Raw genomic sequence first — 23,589 nt, 5'->3', positions numbered from 1 at the left:
TGAAAAACTTATTGGAATAGGTATAAATAATTTTATTGGAGCTTCCCATGTATTGTCCTTTTTGCCGAGCGGTAGACACCAAAGTTATTGATTCTCGTTTGGTCTCTGATGGTCATCAAGTTCGCCGTCGCCGCGAATGTCTCGCTTGTCATGAGCGCTACACTACTTTTGAAACCGCTGAATTAGTCATGCCGCGTATTATCAAAAATGGTGGGTCGCGTGAACCTTTCAATGAAGACAAAATGCGAAATGGCTTAGTGAGAGCTTTAGAGAAGCGCCCCGTTAGTGTCGAACAAGTCGAACTCTCAATTAATAAAGTGAAATCAAAGCTGCGTGCTACTGGTGAAAGAGAAGTCTCGAGTGGCCTACTTGGCAATATCATTATGGAACAATTAAAAGATTTAGATAAAGTCGCTTACGTTCGTTTTGCGTCGGTTTATCGATCTTTTGAAGATATTCGTGAGTTCAGTGAAGAAATTGCCCGTTTAGGTGATGAAAAATAATATGAGCCAATTTTCTAGTGACGATTATCACTTTATGCAACGTGCCATCATGCTTGCCAAGGAAGGGCACTTTACTACCTCTCCTAATCCGCGAGTGGGTTGTGTCTTGGTTAATAAAGGGAAAGTTGTTGGTGAAGGTTATCATCAAAAAGCGGGTGAAGGTCATGCCGAAGTTAATGCCTTAACAATGGCTGGTGAGAAGGCAAAAGGCGCAACCGCTTATGTAACCCTTGAGCCTTGTAGCCACTATGGTCGAACGCCACCATGTGCTGAAGGGTTAATCAACGCGGGTGTCAAACACGTTGTAGCGGCAATGGTTGACCCAAACCCTAAAGTTGCGGGTAATGGCTTGAAAATGCTAGAGCAAGCAGGCATTTCTACGCAACATGGTTTACTAACCGCTGCAGCTGAAGCATTAAATATCGGTTTTATAAAACAAATGACGAGCGGTTTACCGTATGTTCGTTGCAAATTAGCGGCAAGCCTAGATGGAAAAACCGCCATGAAAAATGGAGAAAGTAAATGGATAACTTCTCCACAAGCTCGACAAGACGTTCAGCGTTTACGCGCACAAAGTTGTGCCATTATTAGTGGCGCTGACAGCATTCTAATGGATAATGCTAAAATGACCGTTCGTTGGTCTGAATTGGGTGAATTAAAAAATAGTTATAAAAAAGAAATGGTTAGACAGCCTATTCGGATTGTTATCGATACTAAAAATCGCTTAACACCTCATTTAGCGTTTTTTAATGAAAATAGCCCCATAATATTAATTAGAAACACCATTGAAAACATTCATCAATGGCCTCACTTCGTAAAGCAAGTGCATTTACCTTTTGCACCAACATCAACAAGTGAACAGTACATTGATTTGCGCGCTTTATTGAAATATTTAGCACAGCTAAACTTAAATGATGTGCTCATTGAATCCGGTGCTCGTTTAGCTGGCGCGTTTATCGAGCAAGATTTAGTTGATGAACTGATTTTATACCAAGCACCAAAATTGATGGGGGCTGACAGTAAAAGTTTAGTAAATATGGAGAGTATTGAAAACTTGAGCCAAGCAAAAGCACTAAATATAAGTGATATACGTATGATCGGCAAAGATATCCGTATTATTGCTAAACTTTTACCTTGAAATTTTAGTATTATGTTTAGATTAAATTGACCTACAAATCACGTAAAGAGTAATTATGTTCACAGGGATCATTGAAGCCGTTGGAACCATTCAGGCTATAAATATTACCGGGCAAGGCGCAAGACTTGTTATTTCAAGCGGATTATTAGACATGAGCGATGTTAAACTGGGTGACTCAATAGCCACTAATGGCATTTGCTTAACGGTCGTCGCGTTTGACTCGTCAACTTACAGTGTTGATGTGTCTAATGAAACATTAACTCGTACCGGTTTTGTCGATTATCAAACAGGGCAATCAGTCAACTTAGAAAAAGCCATGTTACCAACAACTCGTTTTGGCGGGCATATGGTGTCTGGCCATGTTGATGCTGTTGTTGCTATTAGCTCGATCGAACATAATGGCAATAGTATTGAATATTGGCTTGAAATGCCAAGCGATTTAGCACCATACATTGCTGAAAAGGGCTCTATCACCATCGATGGTACAAGCTTGACAGTGAATAGCGTTACCGATAATCAATTTCGTTTAACGATTGTACCGCACACTACAGCGCAAACTATCATTGCTCATTATAAAGTTGGCACTAAAGTAAACCTAGAGGTTGACTTAATTGCGCGTTATATCGAAAGGCTCTTAACAAAAAAAGACGCTAGCACCGGTGATAATTATAGTGGCGGCGTGACGCATGATTTATTAGCACGTAGCGGCTTTATGAAATAATCTATCACAGTGCGTATTTATACCAAGACGCACTGTGGTATTCTTCAAGAATTATTCAGAATTAAGTTAACCAAAAAGTTAAATAAAAGAGATGATCATGAATTTAAATACCCCACAAGAAATTATTGACGATATTGCTCAAGGTAAAATGGTCATTTTGATGGATGACGAAGACAGAGAAAATGAAGGTGACTTCATTATGGCCGCGGAGAAAGTAACACCCGAAGCGATTAATTTTATGGCGACTCATGGCCGTGGTTTAATTTGTATGCCAATGACCGTTGAAAAGTGCCAACAGTTAAAACTACCACTAATGGTTGAAAAAAATGATGCTCAGTTTAGTACTAACTTTACTGTGTCAATTGAAGCTGCCCACGGGGTAACTACCGGTATTTCTGCTGGCGATCGTGCAACCACTGTTTTAGCCGCTGTTGCCAAAGACGCTAGCCATTTAAATATTGTTCAGCCGGGTCATATTTTTCCTTTAATTGCTAAGGACGGTGGTGTATTAAATCGCGCAGGCCATACCGAGGCAGGGACCGATTTAGCACGTTTAGCGGGTTTAGAGCCTGCTGCTGTTATTGTTGAAATATTGAATGAAGATGGCACCATGGCGCGTCGCCCAGATTTAGAGATTATCGCTGAAAAGCATGATTTGAAAATGGGAACCATTGCCGACTTAATTGAATATAGAAATGCAAATGAAACAACTATTGAACGTATTTCAAAATGTAAACTGCCTACAGCGTTCGGTGAATTCGATTTAACCGTATTTAAAGACACGATTGATGGCCAGGCACACTTTGCTTTAACTAAAGGCGAAATTAAAGCTGAAGAGCCAACCTTAGTGCGTGTACATTTAGAGAACACCTTCCGAGATTTATTATTTAGTCAGCGGGAAAGTGTTGCGCAATGGCCAATGGCGAATGCATTAGAAAAAATTGCTAAAGAGGGGGGCGTGTTGGTTTTACTCGGTAAGCATGAATCTACGGCCGAGCTTATTTCTCAAGTGGAAAAATATGCAAAAATAGATGCTGGCGAAGAGGTTAATGAAGTTAAACGTCATGTTGGCTCTCGTAATGTCGGTGTTGGATCACAAATCCTTTCAAACCTTGGTGTGAGTAAAATGCGCTTATTAAGCTCTCAAACTAAGTATCATTCGTTATCAGGTTTTGGTCTTGAGGTTGTTGAATACATCGCGGAATAATTTTGTTTTAATGAATTTCGCTCATCTATAAAGTAACTTTGTAGATGAGCGTTAATGCTTATCAGTGAGATTAAAACTGATAATGATAGCTCACTGACACCTCTCTGCCTTTTCCGGGCACTTCACCATTAAAAACTCTAGGATCGAATACGTCGTAGTCTTTGTTAAATAAATTTTGCGCAAGTAATGAAACTTTTTGTTTTTCATCAATGTCATAACTGATTTTTCCTGAAACCAGCAAGTATTGTTTTTGCACAAAACGTACCTCGTTAATTTGGGGAAGCTCAACCTTATTTCGCCAAATGGCGTTAGCGTTAAATTTCCATCGTCCTAAGTTATAAGTGAGGTTGGCACTACCGAAGCGTTTAAAACTCTCATTGACTGGGTCATCAAATAGGTGAGTGTAATTTAGCGACAATCGGAGTTGCTCACTGAGTTCAAACGTTGCACTGTTTTCCAAGCCACTAATTTTCATATCAACGGCATTATCAAAGGTAAATTGTGCTTCACCATTGTAGGGCACTTTATTGATAAAATCTCGTAGATCATTATGGAAAAAGACGATTTCACTGGAAAATTTATTCGCTTGGTATATCCAAACTAATTCAGTTGTTTTTACAAATTCAGACGTTAAGTTAGGGTTGCCAGTCGTAACACTGTCATTTGAATAGAGCTCGTTATTGACGGGAGTACGAAATGACTCCCCGTACTGTAATTTTAAACTATGGTTTGAACTGGCTTGCCAAACCAGTGCTGCACGAGGTGATAATTTATCATCAATCCCTTTTACGTTGTCGTACCTTGCACCTAGAAATAAATTAATGTCAGTTGCTATTTGCCATTTAAGTTGGCTGTAAATACCTTGCATTTCATGTGATTGATTTAATGCTTTTGTTTCAGGCATGATGGCAATAGGCACAATTTTGTCTAGATAGATATCATCGTTAATAATTATGAGATCTTGTTCATAATCATAATGAGTTACGGCATTTCCTGACTGAAATTGATTGGCTTTTCTGTACTCAATACCCGAATTAAGGTTAAGTACTTTATTTATTTTCCAGCTGTGATCAAGGTTTAAATCGGTAGACTCTGTGCGCCAAAAAGGACCCACTAAAAAATCATTCCGGATAAAACCAGTATCTTTAGCTAAAGCCATACCGGCCGACTTTATTTCAAATAGACTGTAAGACGCTTTAATATCTAACTGGTGTGTCTCACTCTGAAAAATTTCACTTTTACCTGATATTGAAAAGCTTTCACTGGTGTGGATATTATCAACAGAGTAGCCTCCAAGATTCATAAATTCGTTGAGTTCATTATCACTGTAGCGTAAATTTATTTGATTATTTTTATAGTGCATACCGACTTCTAAATAGGCATTTTTATAAGGGTCTTTTACTTGGCGGTTTAAAGGCGAAATGTATCGATGCCCCGTCGATCTTTCAACTGAAACATTGCTATGCAATCGCAAGTTTTTAGAGACTTCATGTTGCCAACTCGTAGAAAGCTGCTGATACCCTTTTTCACCTAAACTGACAGTAAGTTGTTTATCAGATGTTTGGGTAATAATATTTAACACACCCAAAAAAGCATTACTGCCATAAAGTGCTGAACCGGGTCCGCGAATAACCTCGATACGTTCAATAATATCGATAGGAATGTGTGGCGTATAGACAGAGGCTTTACCAAAAGAGACTTCATTTAGCCGTTCGCCATTGATCATCACGAGAATATAACCGTTGTCTAGATAAACGCCACGGGCATGCTCTTTGGGAACAGCACCAACCCAGTCACCTCGCGTCATCTGAAAGCCAGGTACAAAATTCATCACATCATAGGCATTTTTGACACCCAATGATTGAATGTCTGAACGTTCGAAAACAGTGATGGTTGAAGGCACTGTTAAGACAGTTTCTTCAGTTTTAGTGGCTAAACTAATACGTACTTGCATTAGCTCTTTTATACTAAGGTCAAATATGTCTTTTTCAGTTTTAGCAGCTAAGCAACTATTGTTAATAACAATGAAAAGACAGCTAATAACCCAAACGGCAATTTTCATATAATATTAATAAATCAGTAGCTTTGTCATTAAATTAGTTGGTTATACTGACGAATGCAAGATAAAAGAGCGCTATTGGTAATAAAGGGGGCGTCAAGCACTAATTTTAACTACATATTCTCTAGTTTGAACGGCTAAAATATAAAATTAAAAACAATTTGTTATGCAGAAAACCCTCAAATTATTGGTGAGTTTTTATACCCTACACGCGAATATATTACGCATGGCAAGCATGACTTTAAGTGGGGCTTGTAAATAGAATTATAGGGTTGGAAGTTTGAGTGATGACTAAAACTCAGTGACTAATAACGGTGTTACTAGTCACTATTGAATATTTTAGATATTTAAAGTTTACGAAAGGCGTTAATTTTATCAATAATACCTTGGCTGTCTAGTCCAAGTTCTTGATGAATTTCTTGCTGGGTACCGTGTTTAATAAAGCTATCAGGCAAACCAATATTTAATATTTTAATTGCAATACCTTGGCTCAGTATATATTCATTAACACCTGAACCAGCACCACCGGCGATGGCGTTATCTTCAACCGTAACAATAATCGTATGGTTTTTTACGACATCGTCGATGAGTGCTGAATCGAGTGGTTTGATAAAACGCATATCAACAAGCGTTGCATTTAACTGTTGAGCCGCTATTTGGGCTTCATCTAACGTGCTGCCAAAATTTAAAATCGCAACTGCTGACTCAGTATCATCAGTTACGGCTTGTATAATTTTTCTTGCCTTACCCATTTCAATGGTTTCGTCTATGCTAGGTAATGTTGCACCATTACCTGAACCTCTTGGATAACGAACGGCCACTGGACCATCATGCTTGAAACCCGTCGTGAGCATCATCTGACATTCCCGTTCATCTGATGGCGCCATAATAACCATGTTTGGCACACAACGTATAAAGCTTAAATCAAATGAACCCTGATGTGTTGGTCCGTCTGCGCCGACAATACCCGCACGGTCAATTGCGAATAATACCGGTAAATTCTGAATCGCCACATCATGAATTAATTGATCGTAACCACGCTGTAAAAAACTTGAATATATAGCGACTACTGGCTTTTTACCACCAATAGCCAGACCAGCAGCAAAAGTTACCGCGTGCTGTTCGGCAATTGCAACATCAAAGTATTGCTTGGGGAAACGTTGGCTAAATTCCACCATGCCAGATCCTTCTCCCATAGCAGGGGTAATCGCAATAAGCGATTCATTTTTTTCAGCTGTTTTACAAAGCCAATCACCAAATATTTTTGAATAAGTCGGTAAGCTTGGTTTACTCTTGGGTAAACTTGTTTGTGTGGGATCAAATTTAGGTACAGCATGGTACTTTATCGGGTCTTGCTCAGCGGCGTAATAGCCTTTACCCTTTTTAGTGGCAATGTGGAGAATTTGAGGCCCTTTTAAATTACGCATATTGGAGATGGTATCAACTAATCCATTAACATCATGACCATCGATAGGGCCAATATAGTTAAAGCCCAACTCTTCAAAAAATGTACTTGGTACGACCATACCTTTTAAATGTTCTTCAGCACGACTGGCTAATTCTTTGATTGGAGGCATGTTTTTAAGTATGCGCTTACTACCTTCACGAATACCGGTATATATACTACCAGATAATAATTTCGCAAAATGATTATTTAATGCGCCAACATTTTCTGAAATCGACATTTCATTGTCATTTAAAATAACTAACATGTCGCTTTTAATGTCGCCCGCATGATTCAATGCTTCAAAAGCCATGCCTGCCGTCATCGCGCCGTCACCAATAACAGCAACCACTTTACGTTGCTTGCCTTCTTTCTCTGCAGCAACAGCCATACCGAGTGCCGCAGAGATCGAAGTACTTGAATGCCCAACACTTAAGACATCATACTCACTCTCTTCACGCCACGGGAAAGGGTGCAAACCATCTTTTTGGCGAATAGTATGCAGTTGGTCGCGTCGACCGGTTAAAATTTTATGCGGATAAGCTTGATGGCCAACATCCCATACCAGGTGATCAAAGGGGGTTTTATAAACATAATGTAATGCGACCGTTAATTCGATCGTGCCTAAGCCTGAAGCAAAGTGCCCACTACTCTTACTTACCGAACTTAATAAGTAACTACGTAGTTCTGTACTGGCCTGAGTTAACTGGGGTTTATCTAACATACGCAGATCGTCAGGAGAATTTATGTTGGCCAATAAAGGGTAGTCGACAAGATTTATAGTCATATTTATTTTGTTTATTCTTTAGATTGCTTGTTACAAGATTAATGCACGCGTTTTATTATAAACGTCGCAAATTCAGCTAAGTTATTTGTATTGTAGGGTAAAGTGGCTAAAGCTTGAAGTGCTTGTTGATATAAGTTGTCAGCTTTTTGTTGAGCACCCGCTAAACCTAACAGTGCAGGGTAGGTGCTTTTATTGGCAGAAACGTCGGAACCTGCTGGTTTTCCGAGTTCTTCTTCACTGGAAATAATGTCAATTATATCATCTCGAACTTGATAGGCTAAACCAACATGCTCAGCATAAATAGCTAATTGGTCTTTTTCATCAGTTGAAATATCTTGGCTTATTTCGGTGACCATAGTCACAGATGCTTTTAATAATGCGCCTGTTTTTAGTGAATGTAACTTTTCTAATTCAGCTAAGGTTATTATTTTATCGGTTGCAGAAATATCAAGCGCTTGTCCGCCACACATGCCTTGATAGCCTGAAGCATTGACTAATTGACGAATTAACGTAAGGCGTTTAGGTTCAATTTGAGCGCTAAATTCATGATTAACTAAAATGTCGAAGGCAAGTGTCTGTAAACTATCACCGGCTAAAATTGCTGTAGCTTCGTTAAAAGCTTTATGGCAGGTCGGTTGACCGCGGCGTAAATCGTCGTCGTCCATTGAAGGTAAGTCATCGTGTATTAATGAAAAAGCATGAATGCATTCTAATGCGGCGGCAATGCCGTCAACGTCAGACAATTTAAGTCCAAGTGCTTCGCCAGTAATATAGCTTAAATAAGGGCGCATACGCTTGCCACCAATTAATAGCCCATATTGCATTGCTAAGAACAAATTTTTATCATTGATTTCATATTTTGCTAATTTATCAGCAAGATATTGATTAATGCGAGTTTGATAAAAATCGAGCTGATTTAATTGGGTCACTAATTGTTACTCGTATCGTCTGAATCACCTTCATTCTCAAAAGTTTCAAGTTGAGTTTTACCATTTTTAGTAAGCAATATCTGAATTTTTTGTTCAGCACTTTTTAACTTGTCTTGACTCGCTTGACTGAGATTTAAACCACGCTCAAAAAGCATCATCGAATCTTCTAAGCTCAACGCACCTTGTTCTAAATTTTGAACAATAGTTTCGAGTTCTGAAAGCGATTCTTCAAAGCTTAAATTTTCTATTTTTTTCTTAGCCATTAACAAACAGTTCAGTGATTGAATATCTAGACGCAAATCTATACCAAACGCATAAATTAATCAATCAACTTCCAGTGCTTTTACCCCCTAATTGTTATCATGAACTTGATTTTAGTAAGCTGTTTATATGTATTATGAGACTTATATTTATGTTGGTTAAGCCTCATGCACTCTTGCGATAACGGGGAGATAAACTTGCCGCTTTTACTGAATAAATTTTGTACCTATATTTAATTTTTCAGGCAAGGTCTTATTAAATATTTTGCTGATAACTTTAAACATTACAAGATCATCACTAATTACTTAAGTTATTGACAATATGAACGATAATAAACTTCTATTGTGTGGGTATATAAAAATATAAGTATTCGCGTATCGTAATACCTTAAGGTATTATCAAATAATACGAAGGTACGTTTTATTTCTTTTTGGAGATTTTTGTGGATATAGCAACAATATTAGGTATTGTGGGCGCAATAGGCTTACTCATTATGGCGATGATGTTGTCTGGTGATATCGGTATGTTTATTGATGCGCAGTCAGTTATTATTGTTTTTGGTGGTTCAATATTTATTGTGTTATCTCAATATAATCTCAGTCAATTTTTTGGAATGGGAAAAATTATAGTCAAAGCTTTTATGTTCAAAATTGAACAACCTGACGACCTTATTGAAAAATCAGTTGAAATGGCCGATGCAGCCCGAAAAGGTGGTTTCTTGGCATTAGAAGAAGCTGAGATCACTAATGGTTTTATGCAAAAAGGTGTGGATATGTTAGTCGATGGTCACGACGCTGATGTAGTTAGAGGCACCTTACAAAAAGACATTCATCTCACCTCAGAGCGACATGAATCAGGTGTGGGCATGATGATGGCGCTGGCGGATGTTGCACCTGCAATGGGCATGATTGGAACCTTAATTGGTCTGGTGGCGATGTTATCAAATATGGATGACCCAAAATCTATTGGTCCGGCCATGGCTGTTGCATTACTAACAACGCTTTATGGGGCATTTCTCGCTAACGTTGTTGCTACTCCTATTGCTTCAAAATTAAAGCTTAGGTTAGCTGAAGAAAAAATGAATCAAGAACTCATTCTAGATGCTATTTTAGGTATTCAAGATGGTCAAAATCCACGTGTTATTGAAGGTTTGCTTAAAAACTATCTTGCTGAAGGTAAGCGTGCTGTAAATACAACGGAAGAAGAATAACGGGAGTAATTTATGGCTGAAAAATGTAAATGTCCACCTCCCGGACTCCCGGCTTGGATGGGTACTTTTGCTGATTTAATGGCACTATTAATGTGCTTTTTTGTTTTACTTTTATCTTTTTCTGAAATGGATGTTTTGAAATTCAAACAAATCGCGGGTTCAATGAAGTTCGCCTTTGGTGTTCAAAATAAAATTGAAGTAAAAGATATTCCCAAAGGCACCAGTATTATTGCGCAAGAATTCCGTCCAGGTAAACCAGAGCCAACTCCTATTCAGGTGATCCAACAACAAACCATGGAAATGACACAACAGATGTTGGAGTTCCAAGCAGGTGATGAAACGTCTGCCGGAGGTCGACAAGAGCAGCGTGGTACAGAACGTGGTGGACAGTCGCAAAGTACGGCTGATGAAATGTCTGCACAAGCGATGCAAAAAGCCAAAGATGAACTTGAACAATCTTCACAGGAACAGGTGAATGAGCTCGTTAAAAAAATTGCTCAGCAGCTAGAAAAACAAATTCAAGATGGTGCAATAGAGCTAGAGTCGTTAGGTCAGCAAGTAATCATTCGCATTCGTGAAAACGGTTCCTTCCCTTCAGGTTCTGCTTTCTTACAACCACAATTTCGTCCTATTATTAGAGAAATTGGCGAACTACTTAATACGGTGCCTGGTGAAATTATGGTTTCTGCCCATACCGATAATCGTGGTATTAATTCTGAATTATTTTCTTCCAACTGGGATTTATCAAGTAAACGAGCGGTAGCTATTGCACATGAACTGATTAAAGTTTCTGGGTTTGAACAGTCACGTCTACTGGTAGTAGGTCATGCTGACACAAGACCGTTAGTACCTAATACTAACGCGCTTAATCGCCGTCGCAATCGTCGTGTTGAGATTTCAATTAATCAAGGTAAAGCAAAAGAAACTGAACCCATTTCTATCTCTAAAGAATAAATAAAGATCATAAATTTCAAATGTTGGCAAGACGTTAGGCAATGAATACCTCGTTTATTATCTAACGTCTTCCTTTTCAACTTAACCTTCATTCCTGTTTCGTGTATAATTCGCGCCATTATTTTACAGGTCGATTGTGGCCTTTATTATCCCTTTATATTTAGGATCGTTTGTTCATGAAATTCATCGTAAAACTCCAATCTGAAATTGCTGTAAAGAGTCGCCCGGTTCGTAAGCGCTTTACTAAAATTTTAGAATCCAGTATTAAAAATGTTTTACGACGAGTTGATGAACAAATTACCACTCAAGCAAACTGGGATAATATAGAGGTTAATACTAAAAATAATTGTCCTAAAAATCGTTTGGCAGTAATTGAAACCTTAAAGTGTATACCTGGTGTTGCTCATTTTCTTGAGGTCCAACAAACGTTATACACTGATGTTCATAATATTTTTGAAAAAACCTTAGCAGTGCACCAAAAAACTATTGAGAACAAAACCTTCTGCGTTAGGGTAAAACGTAAAGGAACTCATGATTTTAGTTCATTAGAAGTTGAACAATATGTTGGTGGTGGTTTAAAAAAATATGTTGAGTCATCGAAGGTTAAACTGAAAAAACCTGACGTAACTATATTATTAGAAATTAAAGAACAATATTTATTTATTGTTGCTGAGCGTCATAATGGCTTAGGCGGCTTCCCCATAGCAACACAGGAAGATGTTTTATCATTGATGTCAGGGGGATTTGATTCAAGCGTTTCAAGCTTTCAAATGATCAAAAAAGGCACTCGTACTCACTATTGTTTCTTTAATTTAGGTGGCACGGCTCACGAGGTTGGTGTGAAGCAAGTTAGCTACTATTTGTGGAATAAATTCGGTGCCTCACACAAAGTTAAATTCTTTTGTGTTGATTTTGAACCAGTTGTTGCTGAGATTTTAGAAAAAGTAGATAACGGACAAATGGGCGTTATTCTTAAACGTATGATGATGCGAGCAGCATCCAAAATAGCTAAAAAAGTGAAAATACAATCATTAGTTACCGGTGAAGCGTTAGGTCAAGTATCTAGTCAAACATTAACTAATTTAAATGTGATAGACCAAGTAACAGATACGTTAATTCTTCGCCCATTAGTGGCTTATGACAAACAAGATATTATTGATATAGCACGTAAGATTGGTACGGAAGATTTTGCTAAAACTATTCCGGAATATTGTGGTGTAATATCAAAGCGTCCAACGATTAAAGCGATTTTATCTAAAATTGAAGCAGAAGAAGAAAATTTTGATTTTGATGTTTTAGATAAAGTTGTTGAAGAAACGCGTGTTTATGATATACGTGATATAGGCAAAGAAAGTGAAGAAGAAATTCATGCGGTTGATACAGTAGAAGATCTTCCTAGTGATGCAATTGTTATTGATATCAGAAGCCCTGATGAAGAAGACGAAAATCCACTAGATCTTGACAATGTAAAAGTGGTTCATATTCCTTTTTATAAATTATCGAATAAATTTAGTGAGCTTGAGCAAGAGAAAGAGTATTTGTTGTATTGTGACCAAGGAGTGATGAGCAAGCTACAAGCACTTTATTTAATTGGTGAAGGCTATAAGAACGTTAAAGTTTATCGCCCTTAATTTTACTTTGTTTACCGCAATAAATACTGCCTTTCAAGCGTTTTAACCGCTAGCCATAATTGTGTATTCACCGTTGTGGTTAGTTGGTGCTTTTTGGCTAAACGGTCAATGTAACCGTTGATATAATCTATTTCGGTACGACGCTTGTTAAGTACATCAGCACGCATTGATGATGTGTTTCTTGCCGTACCTTCAGCAACGTTCTTCACTAAATTTAGCAATAGATGCTCAGTTAACACGACGCCTTCTTTATTGGCTACCTCAACGACCTCGCTGATAATGCTTTTAATTTTTTCTTGGTACACTTGTTTATTTATTTCGCCATTATTAATATTTTCTAGTGCCGAAATAGGGTTAATAACGCAATTAATGGCTAATTTTTTCCATTGAGCCTGCTGAATGTCTTCTTGCCAGTTAACCTGTTTAAGGCTTTGTTGAAAATAGTCTAACAGTTGTTTTTTATTTTTTGCGTCGAGCTTTCCCCAAACAATACCCAAGTCGCTGTTTCCTATTCCCGTATGCTCAACATGATAATCAGCCACTTTTTTTGCGCCTTGTGTTAGCAAAAATGCCAGTAAACACTGTGATGGTTTGAGTAGAGGGGATATCTCTTCGAACGTACCTAAACCGTTATGAGCCAAAACAATAATAGCGTTTTCTGTCAGTAAATGATGGATGGCTTTTAAAGCAGTAGTGACCTGGTAAGACTTTACGCAAAGAATAATAATGTGGGCATGTGTTAATGCTTGGCTATTAGCAATATTTAAGGGAAATTTATTAGCTTCTTCATCCATTTCATTAAAATAATAATCAGCGAACGAAGGTACTGTTGACGGCCAAAGCGAAACTAATTTATTGGGCTGTTTATTTTCTGTAAACTGAGAAAACCGATGATAACAAAGTAAACCTATAGCACCTTGGCCAACAATAACGGTCTTCATATTAATTTTTTAATCGCGGAGGCTTACCATAAACGGTAAATACCCAATAGAAAATAGCAAAGAGAGAAACACCGACTATGTTAGCAATAAAATCAAAAAATTCACCACGGCGAAAGCCTAAATAATATTGGCTTAATTCTGTAAGCCCGCTATAAAAAAACAAACAAATTACAGTATTGATTAGCGGGAGCTTAAGTAAACCGACTAAAAGTAAAGTTAGTCCAAAAAAACCAATAATATGGCCAATAGTATCTATCTGTATTTTATTAATGACACTCGTTTTAAAATCACCGGGGATTAAAAAAATCAGCACCAGAACCAATAAAGAAATTAAGATAATTAATAGTTGAAGGTAACTTTTCATTGAGACGTATTTTTATGGATGTATAAATTTGTAATAATCCATCATAACATGTGAAAATAGCCGTTGCGATGACCTTTACCCACTAGTAGTGCTTTGTTAAGATTACCAGTACTTATATATTGAATTAGCGAAAGGCCAATATCATGCCATCAATGGATGTCGTTTCCGAAATTAATTTGGAAGAAGTAAGAAATGCAACTGAAAATTGTATTAGAGAATTAGAAACGCGTTTCGATTTTCGCGGTGTTGAAGCAAGTATTGAATGGAAAAAACCCAATGTCGTATTGAAAGCTGAAGCCGACTTTCAAATAAGACAATTAGTCGACATGGTGCGCGGACAATTGGCAAAACGTAATATTGACGCTAAAGCTTTAACCCTTTCTAATACCGAACACTCAGGTAGAACCTTTACTCAGAAACTTTCATTTAAAGAAGGTATTGAGCAACCTATCGCGAAAAAAGTGATTAAGCTCATTAAAGACAGTAAGTTAAAAGTGCAAGCGGCCATTCAAGGTGAGCAAGTGCGCATAACAGGTAAAAAGCGTGATGATTTACAAGCGGTGATGCAACTCATTAGGGAAAGTGATTTAGAGCAGTCGTTTCAGTTTAATAACTTCCGCGACTAATTAAGTCCCTTACTTTGAGCCAACTTAATCTATAAGGTGATCCAATCGAATATAAAAAAACAGCGCCACCAGTGCTGTTTTTTTATACATTGATTTTGAACTTTACTTAATGAGTAACCTTATCTTTACAAGGGTTAGATGATTTTACTGACAAATTGCTTACTTTTACGCAATTAAGGCTGTTTATTTGTTGGTACATTAAGTAAATTAACCGCATTCTAATAATAATAAAGATTATGTTTAATGAGTGTTTCAAGAGGTGGGTTTAGTTCTCGCATTGGTTTTATCATGGCAGCGGCAGGCTCGGCTGTTGGTTTAGGAAATATTTGGGGTTTTCCAACGCAAACAGCAAGTAATGGTGGTGCTGCTTTTGTTTTGGTTTATTTAGTTCTAGCTTTCTGCTTAGCTTATCCGGCTTTTATGGCTGAATTATTGATAGGCAGATATGGGCAGGCAAATGCTGTTAGCTCGCTAGAAAAAATGTCGCGTAGTTTTTGGCAGAAAAAATTCGCCTTTTTTGTTGGTTTTGGTGGCATTGTCTGTGCAGCACTTATTCTCAGCTTTTATGGGATTTTAGCCGGTTGGATGATGGCTTATGCTGTAGAGCCTGTTTTGAGCTTTATTGGGCTTAGTGATGCGGCTCAATGGGTTATTGCACAATCATTATGGCGTAATTTAGGTTTTACCGCTTTATTCATGGTTTTAACGGTTTTTATTATTCGCCATGGTGTTGAAAATGGTATTGAAAAATGGTCTAAACGGTTAATGCCGATGCTTATTGGCCTATTAATTTTATTAATTATTTATGTTGTGACCTTAGACGGTGCTGCAGAAGGTCTAAATGCTTATTTGAACCCCGATTTTTCACGTGTATTTGAAGCTGATTTATTGATCAGTGCACTCGGACAAGCCTTCTTTTCTTTATCGCTAGGTACCAGTGTTATGATTATCTACGGTTCATATATTTCAAAGAAAGAAAATTTAGTCACGCTTGGCGCGCAAGTCACTTTAATTGATGTTTCTATCGCATTTTTAGCCGGTTTATTAATTATTCCTGCTATGTATGTTGCTCAAGCTCAAGGCGTAGCTATTTTTGCTGAAGACGGTAGCTTAATTAATGGTTCAAATTTAGTGTTTACTGTATTGCCAAGCTTGTTTGAAAGTATGGGAAATATGGGCGCGTTTGTTGCTTTTGCTTTTTTTTTACTGATGTCTATTGCTGCTTTAACGTCCTCTATTTCGATGCTTGAAGGTCCGGTATCTTATGTCGTTGAACGCCACGATACCCCTAGAGAAAAAGCAACAACCTTAATTGGTCTCGGTATTTTTGTATTGAGCGTTGGTATTATTTTAAATATTGAAACAATGCTCGATTTTGTTGCTATTACAGCAACACAATACGGACAGCCAATTATAGCGATGTTATGTTGCGTATTCGTTGGTTGGATCTGGCACAGAAATGATGTTTTGATGGAACTAAAGGAAGGCAATAAAGATGCCAAACATAGTGTTTTTTGGAAAATTTGGCCTTGGTATACTAAGTTTGTTTGTCCAACGGCTATTGGTGTCGTTTTTATTCATTCTTTGAATCTTTTTTAAACACACAGAATTTAAAAATTTGATTAATAAAAAGCGAGCTTAGCTCGCTTTTTATGTTCAGGATGAACGGTGCTCTGCTCGTTATGACCGTTCAGTATCTACAGCCGCTAACTTCTACTTGGCCAAGCAAGTGACCATGGTTCTTTGATATTTTCTAATTGTTGTTGGCAAGGTTGTGTTAAGTATTTTTCGCCAAAAGAAGGGGGCAGCATATACTGATAGGTTTGCTCGTTTAAAGTAAACTTCAGCGCATATGCATGTAAATAGCCACGTTGCTCTTGATCAGAGGTTTGGGTTGCGTAAAGCGGATCGCCGAGTATGGGTGAGCCGATACTTGATAACGCCACGCGTAATTGATGAGTCTTGCCACTATAGGGTTTCAATAAATATAAACGTTGTCCATCATTGAGTGAATACGACAAGAACTGTGTAATAGCTGGGTTTACTTGGCTACGCAGTAATTTCCACATACCACGGCGACTTTTTTCCATATCACCTTGAATTAATCCTTGTTTTTTCTTTGGTTTTTTATCACTTATTGCAAGGTAGTATTTTTCAATATTATGTTGTTCAAATAGTTGCTGAAATTGTTGAGCAGTAGGTAAGTTCTTTGCAAATATCATCAGGCCAGAAGTCATTTTATCAAGGCGATGAACTGGATATAAATCGTTAATGTTACCTTGCTCCTTTTGCTGTTTTTTTATCTGATTAAAAAAACCATTATCTAGCTTACCTTCATCATGAAAGTTAACGTTTGCCGGCTTTTCTGCGATGATAAAATCATCGTGTTGAAAAATTATATTTATCAATTGCACTTATGAAAGTCCTAAACCGACGAAGATATAAAGAATAATGGTTATCACGCCACCAAATAATGCATAGGGTAATTGTGTTTTAACATGTTCGAAATGGTCACACCCGCTGGCGATTGAGGCGACTACGGTTGTATCAGAAATAGGCGAAGCGTGGTCGCCAAAGACACCACCGCCTAATACGGCAGCGACTAAAAACTCTATAGGTAAACCACTTTGCTGAGCAATAGGCACAGCAATAGGTACCAATATCGCGAAAGTCCCCCAAGAGGTTCCTGTTGCAAAAGCCATTAAAGCAGCGGCAATAAAAATAACCGGAGCCATTAAATATAACGGTAATTCAATATTAAACAATTCACTGACATAAATTCCTGTACCCAAACCTTTTATTGCATCACCAAAGGCAAACGACAACACTAGAATCGCAACTGCAGGGAATATGTGTTTAGCGCCCTCTATGGAGTTCATGGTGATTTCTTTAAAGTTAAGTAATTTATGAAAGCCAATGAATACGACTAACAAGATGAAAGCGCTGGTGATTGACCAAAAGACAGAAAATGAGCCTGAGCCGCGACGAATATCACCATCACCTGTTATCCATAATAAAACTAAGGTCATCGTTAATAATGATAATAGGGGGAGCCACATTATATAGGCAGGAGCCGTTTTTTTGATCGCGTCTTGTTGTTGCGCTGTCACTTTTGACTCAGCTCTTTTCATTGGCCCATAAAGCTTACCGCTATAAGCGGTGTAAAAAGCCAATACAATAGCGATTATCGCATAAAAGTTATAACTAACAGTACCAATTAAAACACCAACCGAGTCAGCAAGTTGATAGTCATCAAGTAAGCCTAATACATAAGCGCCCCAGCCATTCACTAATAATAAAATACTGACAGGTGCACAAGTTGAGTCAATAAGGTACGCCAATTTTGCGCGACTCATTTTATATTTATCAAATAATTTTTGACTTGCCATACCGGCAGTAAACATACTTAAATTAGTGTCTGTAAAAATACTAGTACCAATTATGGTCGGTAACATACTTGCTTGACGCGCGTTTTTGACTAAATTTAAGGATGACAATTTTTCGATAAAGCCATTTACTGCACCAGACTTATTCATTAAGGTAACTAAAGCACCAATGAGTAAACTGAAGCTAACAATATAGAGATTACTCGTTGAGGTGAATACACCGCCAATCGCTAGAAAACCATCGGTTAAGCCATTTATTACTTGCCAATTTGACGACATTATAGTGGCTAAAATCACACCACAAAATAACGCTAATAAAGAATTTTTTCGCCATACGGCAATAACAATGGCGATAAAAGGGGGAAGTAATGATAAAGGACTATCTTGCATGATTTTAACTATTTTCTTATTATTATTTTGTTGAACACTTTACCGTAAGCGCAAATTTTTAGAAACTGCTTTAAACAGAGTTTGAGTTTTATTTTGAAAATAAATGCAGAGTATTACGGTCTTGTGTTTTTAGAAAAATAAATAATATTTTGAGGGTGCTACTTTAGATTACCTTTTTAATACAGTAAAGTATTGAAAAGCTAATTATTACCCTCAAATAGTGATTAGCAGTTACGCTTAATGTATTTAGGGATTATTTTTGAAACTTTCTTTTGATGACTATGTAATGGCATTTAGCCAAGACGAACATTTATCTTCCTTAACAGGCATTGGGCGAGGCATAGAACGTGAAGGTTTACGTGTTTTGCCTGAAGGACGTTTATCGTTAAAACCACATCATAAGAGCTTAGGCTCTGCACTAACACATCCTAATATTACAACAGACTATTCAGAAACATTATTAGAATTTATCACTCCGGTAAGTTTTAACCCTGAAACCACTATCGCGCAACTGCAAGATATTCAAAAGTATACCTTAAGTAAAATTGATGGTGAATTGATTTGGCCAATGAGTATGCCGTGTTTTGTTGACAACGACGACGCTATACCACTGGCAAACTATGGGTCGTCAAATGTGGGTCAGATGAAAACTGCTTATCGTCAAGGGTTGAAGAATCGTTATGGCAGTATGATGCAGGTTATTTCGGGGATTCATTTTAATTTCTCATTTTCTCAAAGTTTTTGGCAAAGTATGCAAAAAATTTCAGAAAATAAGGCACCTATAAATGACTTTATATCGCAAGGATACTTTGCATTATTACGTAACTACAAACGATATTGTTGGTTAATACCTTACCTTTACGGTAGCTCGCCGACCATTTGTGGTTCATTTTTGAAAAATAAAACGACCTCATTACCTTTTAAAAAGTCAGCCAGTGGGTATATGTATCTTGAATATGCGACCTCATTGAGAATGAGTGATTTAGGCTACACCAATAGTGAACAATCATCACTGGAGATTTGTTATAACGACCTAGACGGTTATTTAGATGGTGTGCAAAATGCAATTCATTTACCCTCAGAAAATTTTGCAGCCTTTGGTGTAAAAGTTAATGGTAAATATCAGCAGCTAAATAGCAACATTCTGCAGATTGAAAATGAACTTTACGCGCCTATTCGACCTAAACAAGTGGCTAAATCTGGTGAGAAGCCTTCAGAAGCATTGAGAAATAGAGGGGTTGAATATATTGAAGTACGTGCTCTTGATGTTAATCCATTCTCAGATACGGGGATAAGTATTGATCAAGTTTACTTCCTTGATGTTTTTATCACTTATTGTGCATTAGCAGAAAGTCCTTTATTTACTTGTCAACAACAACAAAGTTGTGATGAAAATATGGATGAAATTGTAGTTCGCGGTCGAGATCCTCTTTTGCTACTTAATGATAATGGTTGTGATAAATCAGTTAAAGCGTGGGGCAATGAAATTTTCAAAGAAATGCAGAAAGTAGCAATCTTGTTGGATAGTGCGTATGGCGGTGAAAAATATAGTCAGGCTGTAGCGAATGAACAAAAAAAATTGATTGATCCCAATTTAACGCCTTCTGCTCAATTACTTGATTGTGTAGTAAACCAAAATAAGAGCTTAACGGGAATCGCTTTAGGACAAGCACATGAATACCGTCAAGAATTACTTAATAGAGATTATCAAATTTATAGTGAGCAGTACTTTACTGAAGCGGCGATAAAATCACATCAAGAACAAAACGACATTGAAAGTGCAGATAAAATCGACTTTGATACATTTTTAGCCGATTACTTTTCTGCATAGATTGCGTTTATTAACTCGTTAATAGCGTGAAGGTTACGCGCTATTAACTTATCTGAAAGCACTTTTGAATATGCCACTTTCTATACCCCTTAACGGATGACGTTTTTATTCGCTTTTTAAATACAGCTGCATTTTACAATTACCCTTTTCTTTATCTTTGTTAAAAAAAAGCAAAAAAAAACGCATTACTTAAAAAAGAATGCGCAATAAAAACATAAACACTAAAGGAAATATAACTCTCATAAAGTAGGAGTGATTGTTGATGGTTTAGTTCAATTTATTTAGGTGTCTTTTTACTTTTTCTTTGGTTGAATTTAAGCAAAAAAAAACGCATTACCTAAAAAGGAATGCGCAATAAAAACATAAACACTAAGGGAAACATAACTCTCATAAAGTAAGAGTGATTGTTGATGGTTTAGTTCAATTTATTTAGGTGTCTTTTTACTTTTTCTTTGGTGGAATTTAAGCAAAAAAAAACGCATTACTTAAAAAAGAATGCGCAATAAAAACATAAAAACTAAGGGAAACATAAAACACTTAATCAGTAAGAACAGGAATACTTGTTATAGTTCAATAAATTTCATATAAATTACAAAAAATTTTATCATCACCTCTTTCTAAAAATTATCTAGTTGGTATAAAGCTATGTTTCTGGCATGATAACAATATCTAATTCAATAACGTATTGATGTTATGTCGTTTATTAAGCCTTTTTTTATTTCATTGTTGAGCATTGTACTCCTAGCAAGTTGTGCAACTTCACCGCCCAAAAATCCTGAAAATATTTGTGATATTTTTCGTGAACATCGTGATTGGTATTTTGCAGCCAAGGAAGTACGAGAGCGTTGGGGGGTACCTATTCATGTACCTATGAGCATGATGTATCAAGAAAGTTCATTCAGAGCGGGAGCTTTACCCCCTAGAGATTATCTGTTGGGTTTTATTCCATGGGGTCGGGTAAGCACTGCCTATGGTTATTCACAAGCAAAAACAATGACTTGGGGTGATTACATTAGAGAAACAGATAATTCAGGCGCGGATCGTGATGATTTCGATGATGCAATCGACTTTATGGGGTGGTTTATTTTTAAGACACAAAAAATTAATAAGGTCTCTAAATGGGATGCCTATAATCAATACTTAAATTATCATGAAGGTTGGGGGGGGTTTAAGCGCCGTTCTTATAAAAAGAAGCCCTGGTTGGTCAAAGTTTCACGAAAAGTGGATAACCGAGCACGACGTTACAGTAGTCAATTGAAAAGCTGTGAAGCTGATTTAAATCACGGTTGGTTGTGGCGATTATTTTTTGGTTAATAGGATTTACTTAAGATCGCAGTATATAAGTTTACTGCTAATTCATTAATTAGATGCTCTACTTTATACGTTGTTATTGGTTATGTTAACCGTGAAATGATCAGATAATGAGTGGGGTTGTAATTAGCATGATCTTTTATAAAAGATTATGCTTTTCAATTTTTAGGATTAAATAATCAATCATTAATCCTCCATATAGTCGCTAGCAGAAAGAGTGCCCACATAACTTTTCTACAGTAAAAATTCTCGTAAATACCCAAGTTTTATATAATTAAAACCCTTGTAAAAAAAACTTCATAAATTTTAAAGAAAGGCATTGCATTATTCGAGGGCTGGCTCTTATTGGGCTGTGTTTTGTTATCCACAGAAATTGTGGAAAAATCATTAATAGAACAATGGTTGTGGGTAACTTTGTTAATAACTTTGTTTGTTGATGGTATTATCCACAAAAGAGGATGTAAGCACATAAAAATAAAATTACTTGTATAACTAGTTAATTATAAACAAAGGCCTTAAATGGGGGGTTTAAGGCCTTTGTTTTTATCAGAGACAAGACAATCGTTGTTACTTTTCTTTCTCTTCATCAATATAAAGTTCTGGCAGGATCCTAACTGTTTTTATCATGTTATCTGAAACATCAACAATTTCTAATGGGTAGCCAGCGATACGAACACTCAAATTAGCTTCTGGAATATCTTCTAAATATTCGATAATTAAGCCATTTAATGTTTTAGGGCCATTGGTGGGGAAAGTCCATGTCATTTCTTTATTAATGTCTCTAACGGTGGCACTACCGTCAACTAAGTAACTACCATCAGGCTGAGCATTAACTTCCTCGCTTGTGGTGGGTGTCATCGTTGTGGTGAAATCACCAACGACTTCCTCTAAAATATCTTCTAGGGTGACTAAACCTTGAATATCGCCATATTCATCGACAACTAAGCCCAAGCGTTCTTTAGCATGCTGAAACTTTAAAAGTTGTACATTGAGTGTTGTGCCTTCAGGAATAAAATATAATTCTTTTATTGCTCGGATTAAAGTGGTCTTAGTAAATTGATTTTTGAATAAGAGCTTTAGTGCATCACGAAGGTGAATGTAGCCAACGACATCATCCATGTTGTCTCGATATAATAAAACACGAGTGTGATTTGATTGGGCTAATTGTTTCTGAATTTTTTTCCAGTCTTCATTGATATCAATACCCACTAATTCATTACGAGGGATCATAATATCTTCAACCGTTACCTTTTCTAAATCAAGAATGCCCACCAACATATTTTGATCACGTTCTGGCAACATTGCGCCAGAGTCATTCACTACCGTTCTTAGCTCTTCAGAGCTTAAGCTATGCTGTACACGTTGTTCAGAGCTTACGCCAATCAACATTAATAAACCGTTAGTTATCCAATTTACAGCAACAACAAAGGGGAACAACAGCTTTAATAAAAAAGATAAGACAATTGAGCTCGGAAACGCTATTTTTTCAGGGTATAACGCGGCTAATGTTTTTGGAGTGACTTCAGAAAAGATAAGCACAACAAGTGTTAATGCAATGGTTGCAATTAACACACCCATGTCACCAAATAACCGTAAACCGATAATAGTGGCTATCGCAGAGGCTGCAATGTTAACCAGGTTGTTGCCAATGAGTATCAAACCAATTAAACGGTCTGGACGTTCTAACAATTTACTAACGCGTTTAGCACCCTGATGATTTTGTTTTTCTAAATGGCGAAGTCGATAGCGATTAAGCGACATAATGCCAGTTTCAGATCCTGAAAAATAGGCTGATAGAATAATTAGAATGCCAAGAATGGCAAAGAGCATTTCCGTTGATATGTTGTCCAAAAAAGGAACCCTATATTGTGTTGTAGATAATCATTGGGTACGTTA

20 protein-coding genes are annotated in these 23,589 nt (G+C 37.1%); 11 read left to right on the top strand and 9 right to left on the bottom strand.

The genetic code is table 11. The annotated features are described in order from the left end of the window. The first annotated feature begins 47 nt into the window (after positions 1 to 47). The 4 genes from nrdR (at position 48) to ribBA (ending at position 3,569) form a co-directional block, all read left to right on the top strand. A complete protein-coding gene (nrdR, locus tag H4J52_RS09745) occupies positions 48 to 503 on the top strand; it encodes a transcriptional regulator NrdR (protein ID WP_182181745.1) in 456 nt (151 codons plus the stop codon). Between the two features lies 1 nt (position 504). Further along, a complete protein-coding gene (ribD, locus tag H4J52_RS09740) occupies positions 505 to 1,641 on the top strand; it encodes a bifunctional diaminohydroxyphosphoribosylaminopyrimidine deaminase/5-amino-6-(5-phosphoribosylamino)uracil reductase RibD (protein WP_182224578.1) in 1,137 nt (378 codons plus the stop codon). 55 nt (positions 1,642 to 1,696) lie between these two features. Continuing rightward, complete coding sequence (locus H4J52_RS09735; RefSeq protein ID WP_182181747.1) at positions 1,697 to 2,362, top strand: riboflavin synthase; 666 nt, start codon at positions 1,697 to 1,699, stop codon at positions 2,360 to 2,362. 97 nt (positions 2,363 to 2,459) lie between these two features. Then, positions 2,460 to 3,569: a bifunctional 3,4-dihydroxy-2-butanone-4-phosphate synthase/GTP cyclohydrolase II gene (ribBA, locus tag H4J52_RS09730; protein WP_182181748.1), complete on the top strand. Its 1,110-nt coding sequence runs from the start codon at positions 2,460 to 2,462 to the stop codon at positions 3,567 to 3,569. A 70-nt stretch (positions 3,570 to 3,639) separates the two neighbouring features. Here the strand turns inward: ribBA and H4J52_RS09725 are convergent, their stop codons facing one another. The 4 genes from H4J52_RS09725 to H4J52_RS09710 all read right to left on the bottom strand — a co-directional run bounded on the left by H4J52_RS09725 (position 3,640) and on the right by H4J52_RS09710 (position 9,051). Further along, the gene (locus H4J52_RS09725) at positions 3,640 to 5,631 is read right to left on the bottom strand and encodes a TonB-dependent siderophore receptor (protein WP_182181749.1); all 1,992 of its coding nucleotides are present in this window, start codon (positions 5,629 to 5,631) and stop codon (positions 3,640 to 3,642) included. Between the two features lie 344 nt (positions 5,632 to 5,975). Beyond that, positions 5,976 to 7,859, bottom strand: coding sequence for a 1-deoxy-D-xylulose-5-phosphate synthase (gene dxs, locus H4J52_RS09720; protein ID WP_182181750.1), 1,884 nt, complete (start codon positions 7,857 to 7,859; stop codon positions 5,976 to 5,978). A gap of 38 nt (positions 7,860 to 7,897) precedes the next feature. After that, positions 7,898 to 8,788: a (2E,6E)-farnesyl diphosphate synthase gene (gene ispA / locus H4J52_RS09715; RefSeq protein ID WP_182181751.1), complete on the bottom strand. Its 891-nt coding sequence runs from the start codon at positions 8,786 to 8,788 to the stop codon at positions 7,898 to 7,900. Beyond that, positions 8,788 to 9,051 carry an exodeoxyribonuclease VII small subunit gene (locus H4J52_RS09710; protein ID WP_182182106.1) on the bottom strand — a complete coding sequence of 88 codons (264 nt, stop codon included), beginning with the start codon at positions 9,049 to 9,051 and terminating at the stop codon, positions 8,788 to 8,790. Before H4J52_RS09710 ends, ispA begins: the two co-directional genes overlap by 1 nt. Positions 9,052 to 9,491: 440 nt before the next feature. Here H4J52_RS09710 and pomA point away from each other — a divergent pair, with 440 nt between their 5' ends. The 3 genes from pomA to thiI all read left to right on the top strand — a co-directional run bounded on the left by pomA (position 9,492) and on the right by thiI (position 12,844). After that, positions 9,492 to 10,259, top strand: a complete 768-nt coding sequence (pomA, locus tag H4J52_RS09705; RefSeq protein WP_182181752.1) for a flagellar motor protein PomA — start codon at positions 9,492 to 9,494, stop codon at positions 10,257 to 10,259. A 12-nt stretch (positions 10,260 to 10,271) separates the two neighbouring features. Next, complete coding sequence (locus H4J52_RS09700) at positions 10,272 to 11,213, top strand: flagellar motor protein MotB (protein WP_182181753.1); 942 nt, start codon at positions 10,272 to 10,274, stop codon at positions 11,211 to 11,213. 176 nt (positions 11,214 to 11,389) lie between these two features. Further along, positions 11,390 to 12,844: a tRNA uracil 4-sulfurtransferase ThiI gene (gene thiI, locus H4J52_RS09695; RefSeq protein WP_182181754.1), complete on the top strand. Its 1,455-nt coding sequence runs from the start codon at positions 11,390 to 11,392 to the stop codon at positions 12,842 to 12,844. An 11-nt stretch (positions 12,845 to 12,855) separates the two neighbouring features. Here thiI and H4J52_RS09690 read toward each other — a convergent pair whose 3' ends face one another. Together H4J52_RS09690 and H4J52_RS09685 are read right to left on the bottom strand one after the other, a co-directional pair. Then, the gene (locus tag H4J52_RS09690; protein WP_182181755.1) at positions 12,856 to 13,785 is read right to left on the bottom strand and encodes a ketopantoate reductase family protein; all 930 of its coding nucleotides are present in this window, start codon (positions 13,783 to 13,785) and stop codon (positions 12,856 to 12,858) included. A 1-nt stretch (position 13,786) separates the two neighbouring features. Next, positions 13,787 to 14,149, bottom strand: a complete 363-nt coding sequence (locus H4J52_RS09685; protein ID WP_182181756.1) for a hypothetical protein — start codon at positions 14,147 to 14,149, stop codon at positions 13,787 to 13,789. 143 nt (positions 14,150 to 14,292) lie between these two features. Between H4J52_RS09685 and H4J52_RS09680 the strand changes: the two genes are divergently transcribed. Continuing rightward, entirely contained in the window at positions 14,293 to 14,775 is a 483-nt protein-coding gene (locus H4J52_RS09680; RefSeq protein WP_182224577.1) for a YajQ family cyclic di-GMP-binding protein, read from the top strand. A 243-nt stretch (positions 14,776 to 15,018) separates the two neighbouring features. Beyond that, positions 15,019 to 16,374 carry a sodium-dependent transporter gene (locus tag H4J52_RS09675; RefSeq protein WP_182181758.1) on the top strand — a complete coding sequence of 452 codons (1,356 nt, stop codon included), beginning with the start codon at positions 15,019 to 15,021 and terminating at the stop codon, positions 16,372 to 16,374. Between the two features lie 107 nt (positions 16,375 to 16,481). On the opposite strand, the gene H4J52_RS09670 is transcribed toward H4J52_RS09675, so the two are convergent. Next, positions 16,482 to 17,189 (bottom strand): TIGR01621 family pseudouridine synthase, encoded by a 708-nt coding sequence (locus H4J52_RS09670; RefSeq protein ID WP_310649590.1) that lies wholly within the window; start codon positions 17,187 to 17,189, stop codon positions 16,482 to 16,484. Next, the gene (locus tag H4J52_RS09665; RefSeq protein WP_182181759.1) at positions 17,190 to 18,551 is read right to left on the bottom strand and encodes a Na+/H+ antiporter NhaC family protein; all 1,362 of its coding nucleotides are present in this window, start codon (positions 18,549 to 18,551) and stop codon (positions 17,190 to 17,192) included. 259 nt (positions 18,552 to 18,810) lie between these two features. Here H4J52_RS09665 and gshA point away from each other — a divergent pair, with 259 nt between their 5' ends. Beyond that, positions 18,811 to 20,382, top strand: coding sequence for a glutamate--cysteine ligase (gene gshA, locus H4J52_RS09660; protein ID WP_310649591.1), 1,572 nt, complete (start codon positions 18,811 to 18,813; stop codon positions 20,380 to 20,382). A gap of 693 nt (positions 20,383 to 21,075) precedes the next feature. Further along, the gene (locus H4J52_RS09655; protein WP_182181760.1) at positions 21,076 to 21,696 is read left to right on the top strand and encodes a hypothetical protein; all 621 of its coding nucleotides are present in this window, start codon (positions 21,076 to 21,078) and stop codon (positions 21,694 to 21,696) included. A gap of 564 nt (positions 21,697 to 22,260) precedes the next feature. On the opposite strand, the gene H4J52_RS09650 is transcribed toward H4J52_RS09655, so the two are convergent. Then, positions 22,261 to 23,544: an HlyC/CorC family transporter gene (locus H4J52_RS09650; protein WP_182181761.1), complete on the bottom strand. Its 1,284-nt coding sequence runs from the start codon at positions 23,542 to 23,544 to the stop codon at positions 22,261 to 22,263. Positions 23,545 to 23,589: the final 45 nt, after the last annotated feature.

Origin of the sequence: Colwellia sp. MB02u-14 (assembly GCF_014076915.1) — a bacterium.
In the GTDB taxonomy this organism is placed as follows: Bacteria; Pseudomonadota; Gammaproteobacteria; order Enterobacterales; family Alteromonadaceae; genus Colwellia_A.
Note: the sequence above shows the minus strand (reverse complement) of the source record. Positions and strands in the feature narration are given on the sequence as shown.

Excerpts from the sequence above, each read along its gene's own strand:
- ribD (WP_182224578.1), top strand. The coding sequence starts at position 505 with ATGAGCCAATTTTCTAGTGACGATTATCACTTTATGCAACGTGCCATC.
- H4J52_RS09725 (WP_182181749.1), bottom strand. The coding sequence starts at position 5,631 with ATGAAAATTGCCGTTTGGGTTATTAGCTGTCTTTTCATTGTTATTAAC.
- H4J52_RS09735 (WP_182181747.1), top strand. The coding sequence starts at position 1,697 with ATGTTCACAGGGATCATTGAAGCCGTTGGAACCATTCAGGCTATAAAT.
- H4J52_RS09710 (WP_182182106.1), bottom strand. The coding sequence starts at position 9,051 with ATGGCTAAGAAAAAAATAGAAAATTTAAGCTTTGAAGAATCGCTTTCA.
- H4J52_RS09700 (WP_182181753.1), top strand. The coding sequence starts at position 10,272 with ATGGCTGAAAAATGTAAATGTCCACCTCCCGGACTCCCGGCTTGGATG.
- ribBA (WP_182181748.1), top strand. The coding sequence starts at position 2,460 with ATGAATTTAAATACCCCACAAGAAATTATTGACGATATTGCTCAAGGT.
- dxs (WP_182181750.1), bottom strand. The coding sequence starts at position 7,859 with ATGACTATAAATCTTGTCGACTACCCTTTATTGGCCAACATAAATTCT.
- thiI (WP_182181754.1), top strand. The coding sequence starts at position 11,390 with ATGAAATTCATCGTAAAACTCCAATCTGAAATTGCTGTAAAGAGTCGC.
- H4J52_RS09680 (WP_182224577.1), top strand. The coding sequence starts at position 14,293 with ATGCCATCAATGGATGTCGTTTCCGAAATTAATTTGGAAGAAGTAAGA.
- H4J52_RS09690 (WP_182181755.1), bottom strand. The coding sequence starts at position 13,785 with ATGAAGACCGTTATTGTTGGCCAAGGTGCTATAGGTTTACTTTGTTAT.
- H4J52_RS09675 (WP_182181758.1), top strand. The coding sequence starts at position 15,019 with ATGAGTGTTTCAAGAGGTGGGTTTAGTTCTCGCATTGGTTTTATCATG.
- nrdR (WP_182181745.1), top strand. The coding sequence starts at position 48 with ATGTATTGTCCTTTTTGCCGAGCGGTAGACACCAAAGTTATTGATTCT.
- H4J52_RS09655 (WP_182181760.1), top strand. The coding sequence starts at position 21,076 with ATGTCGTTTATTAAGCCTTTTTTTATTTCATTGTTGAGCATTGTACTC.
- H4J52_RS09665 (WP_182181759.1), bottom strand. The coding sequence starts at position 18,551 with ATGCAAGATAGTCCTTTATCATTACTTCCCCCTTTTATCGCCATTGTT.
- H4J52_RS09685 (WP_182181756.1), bottom strand. The coding sequence starts at position 14,149 with ATGAAAAGTTACCTTCAACTATTAATTATCTTAATTTCTTTATTGGTT.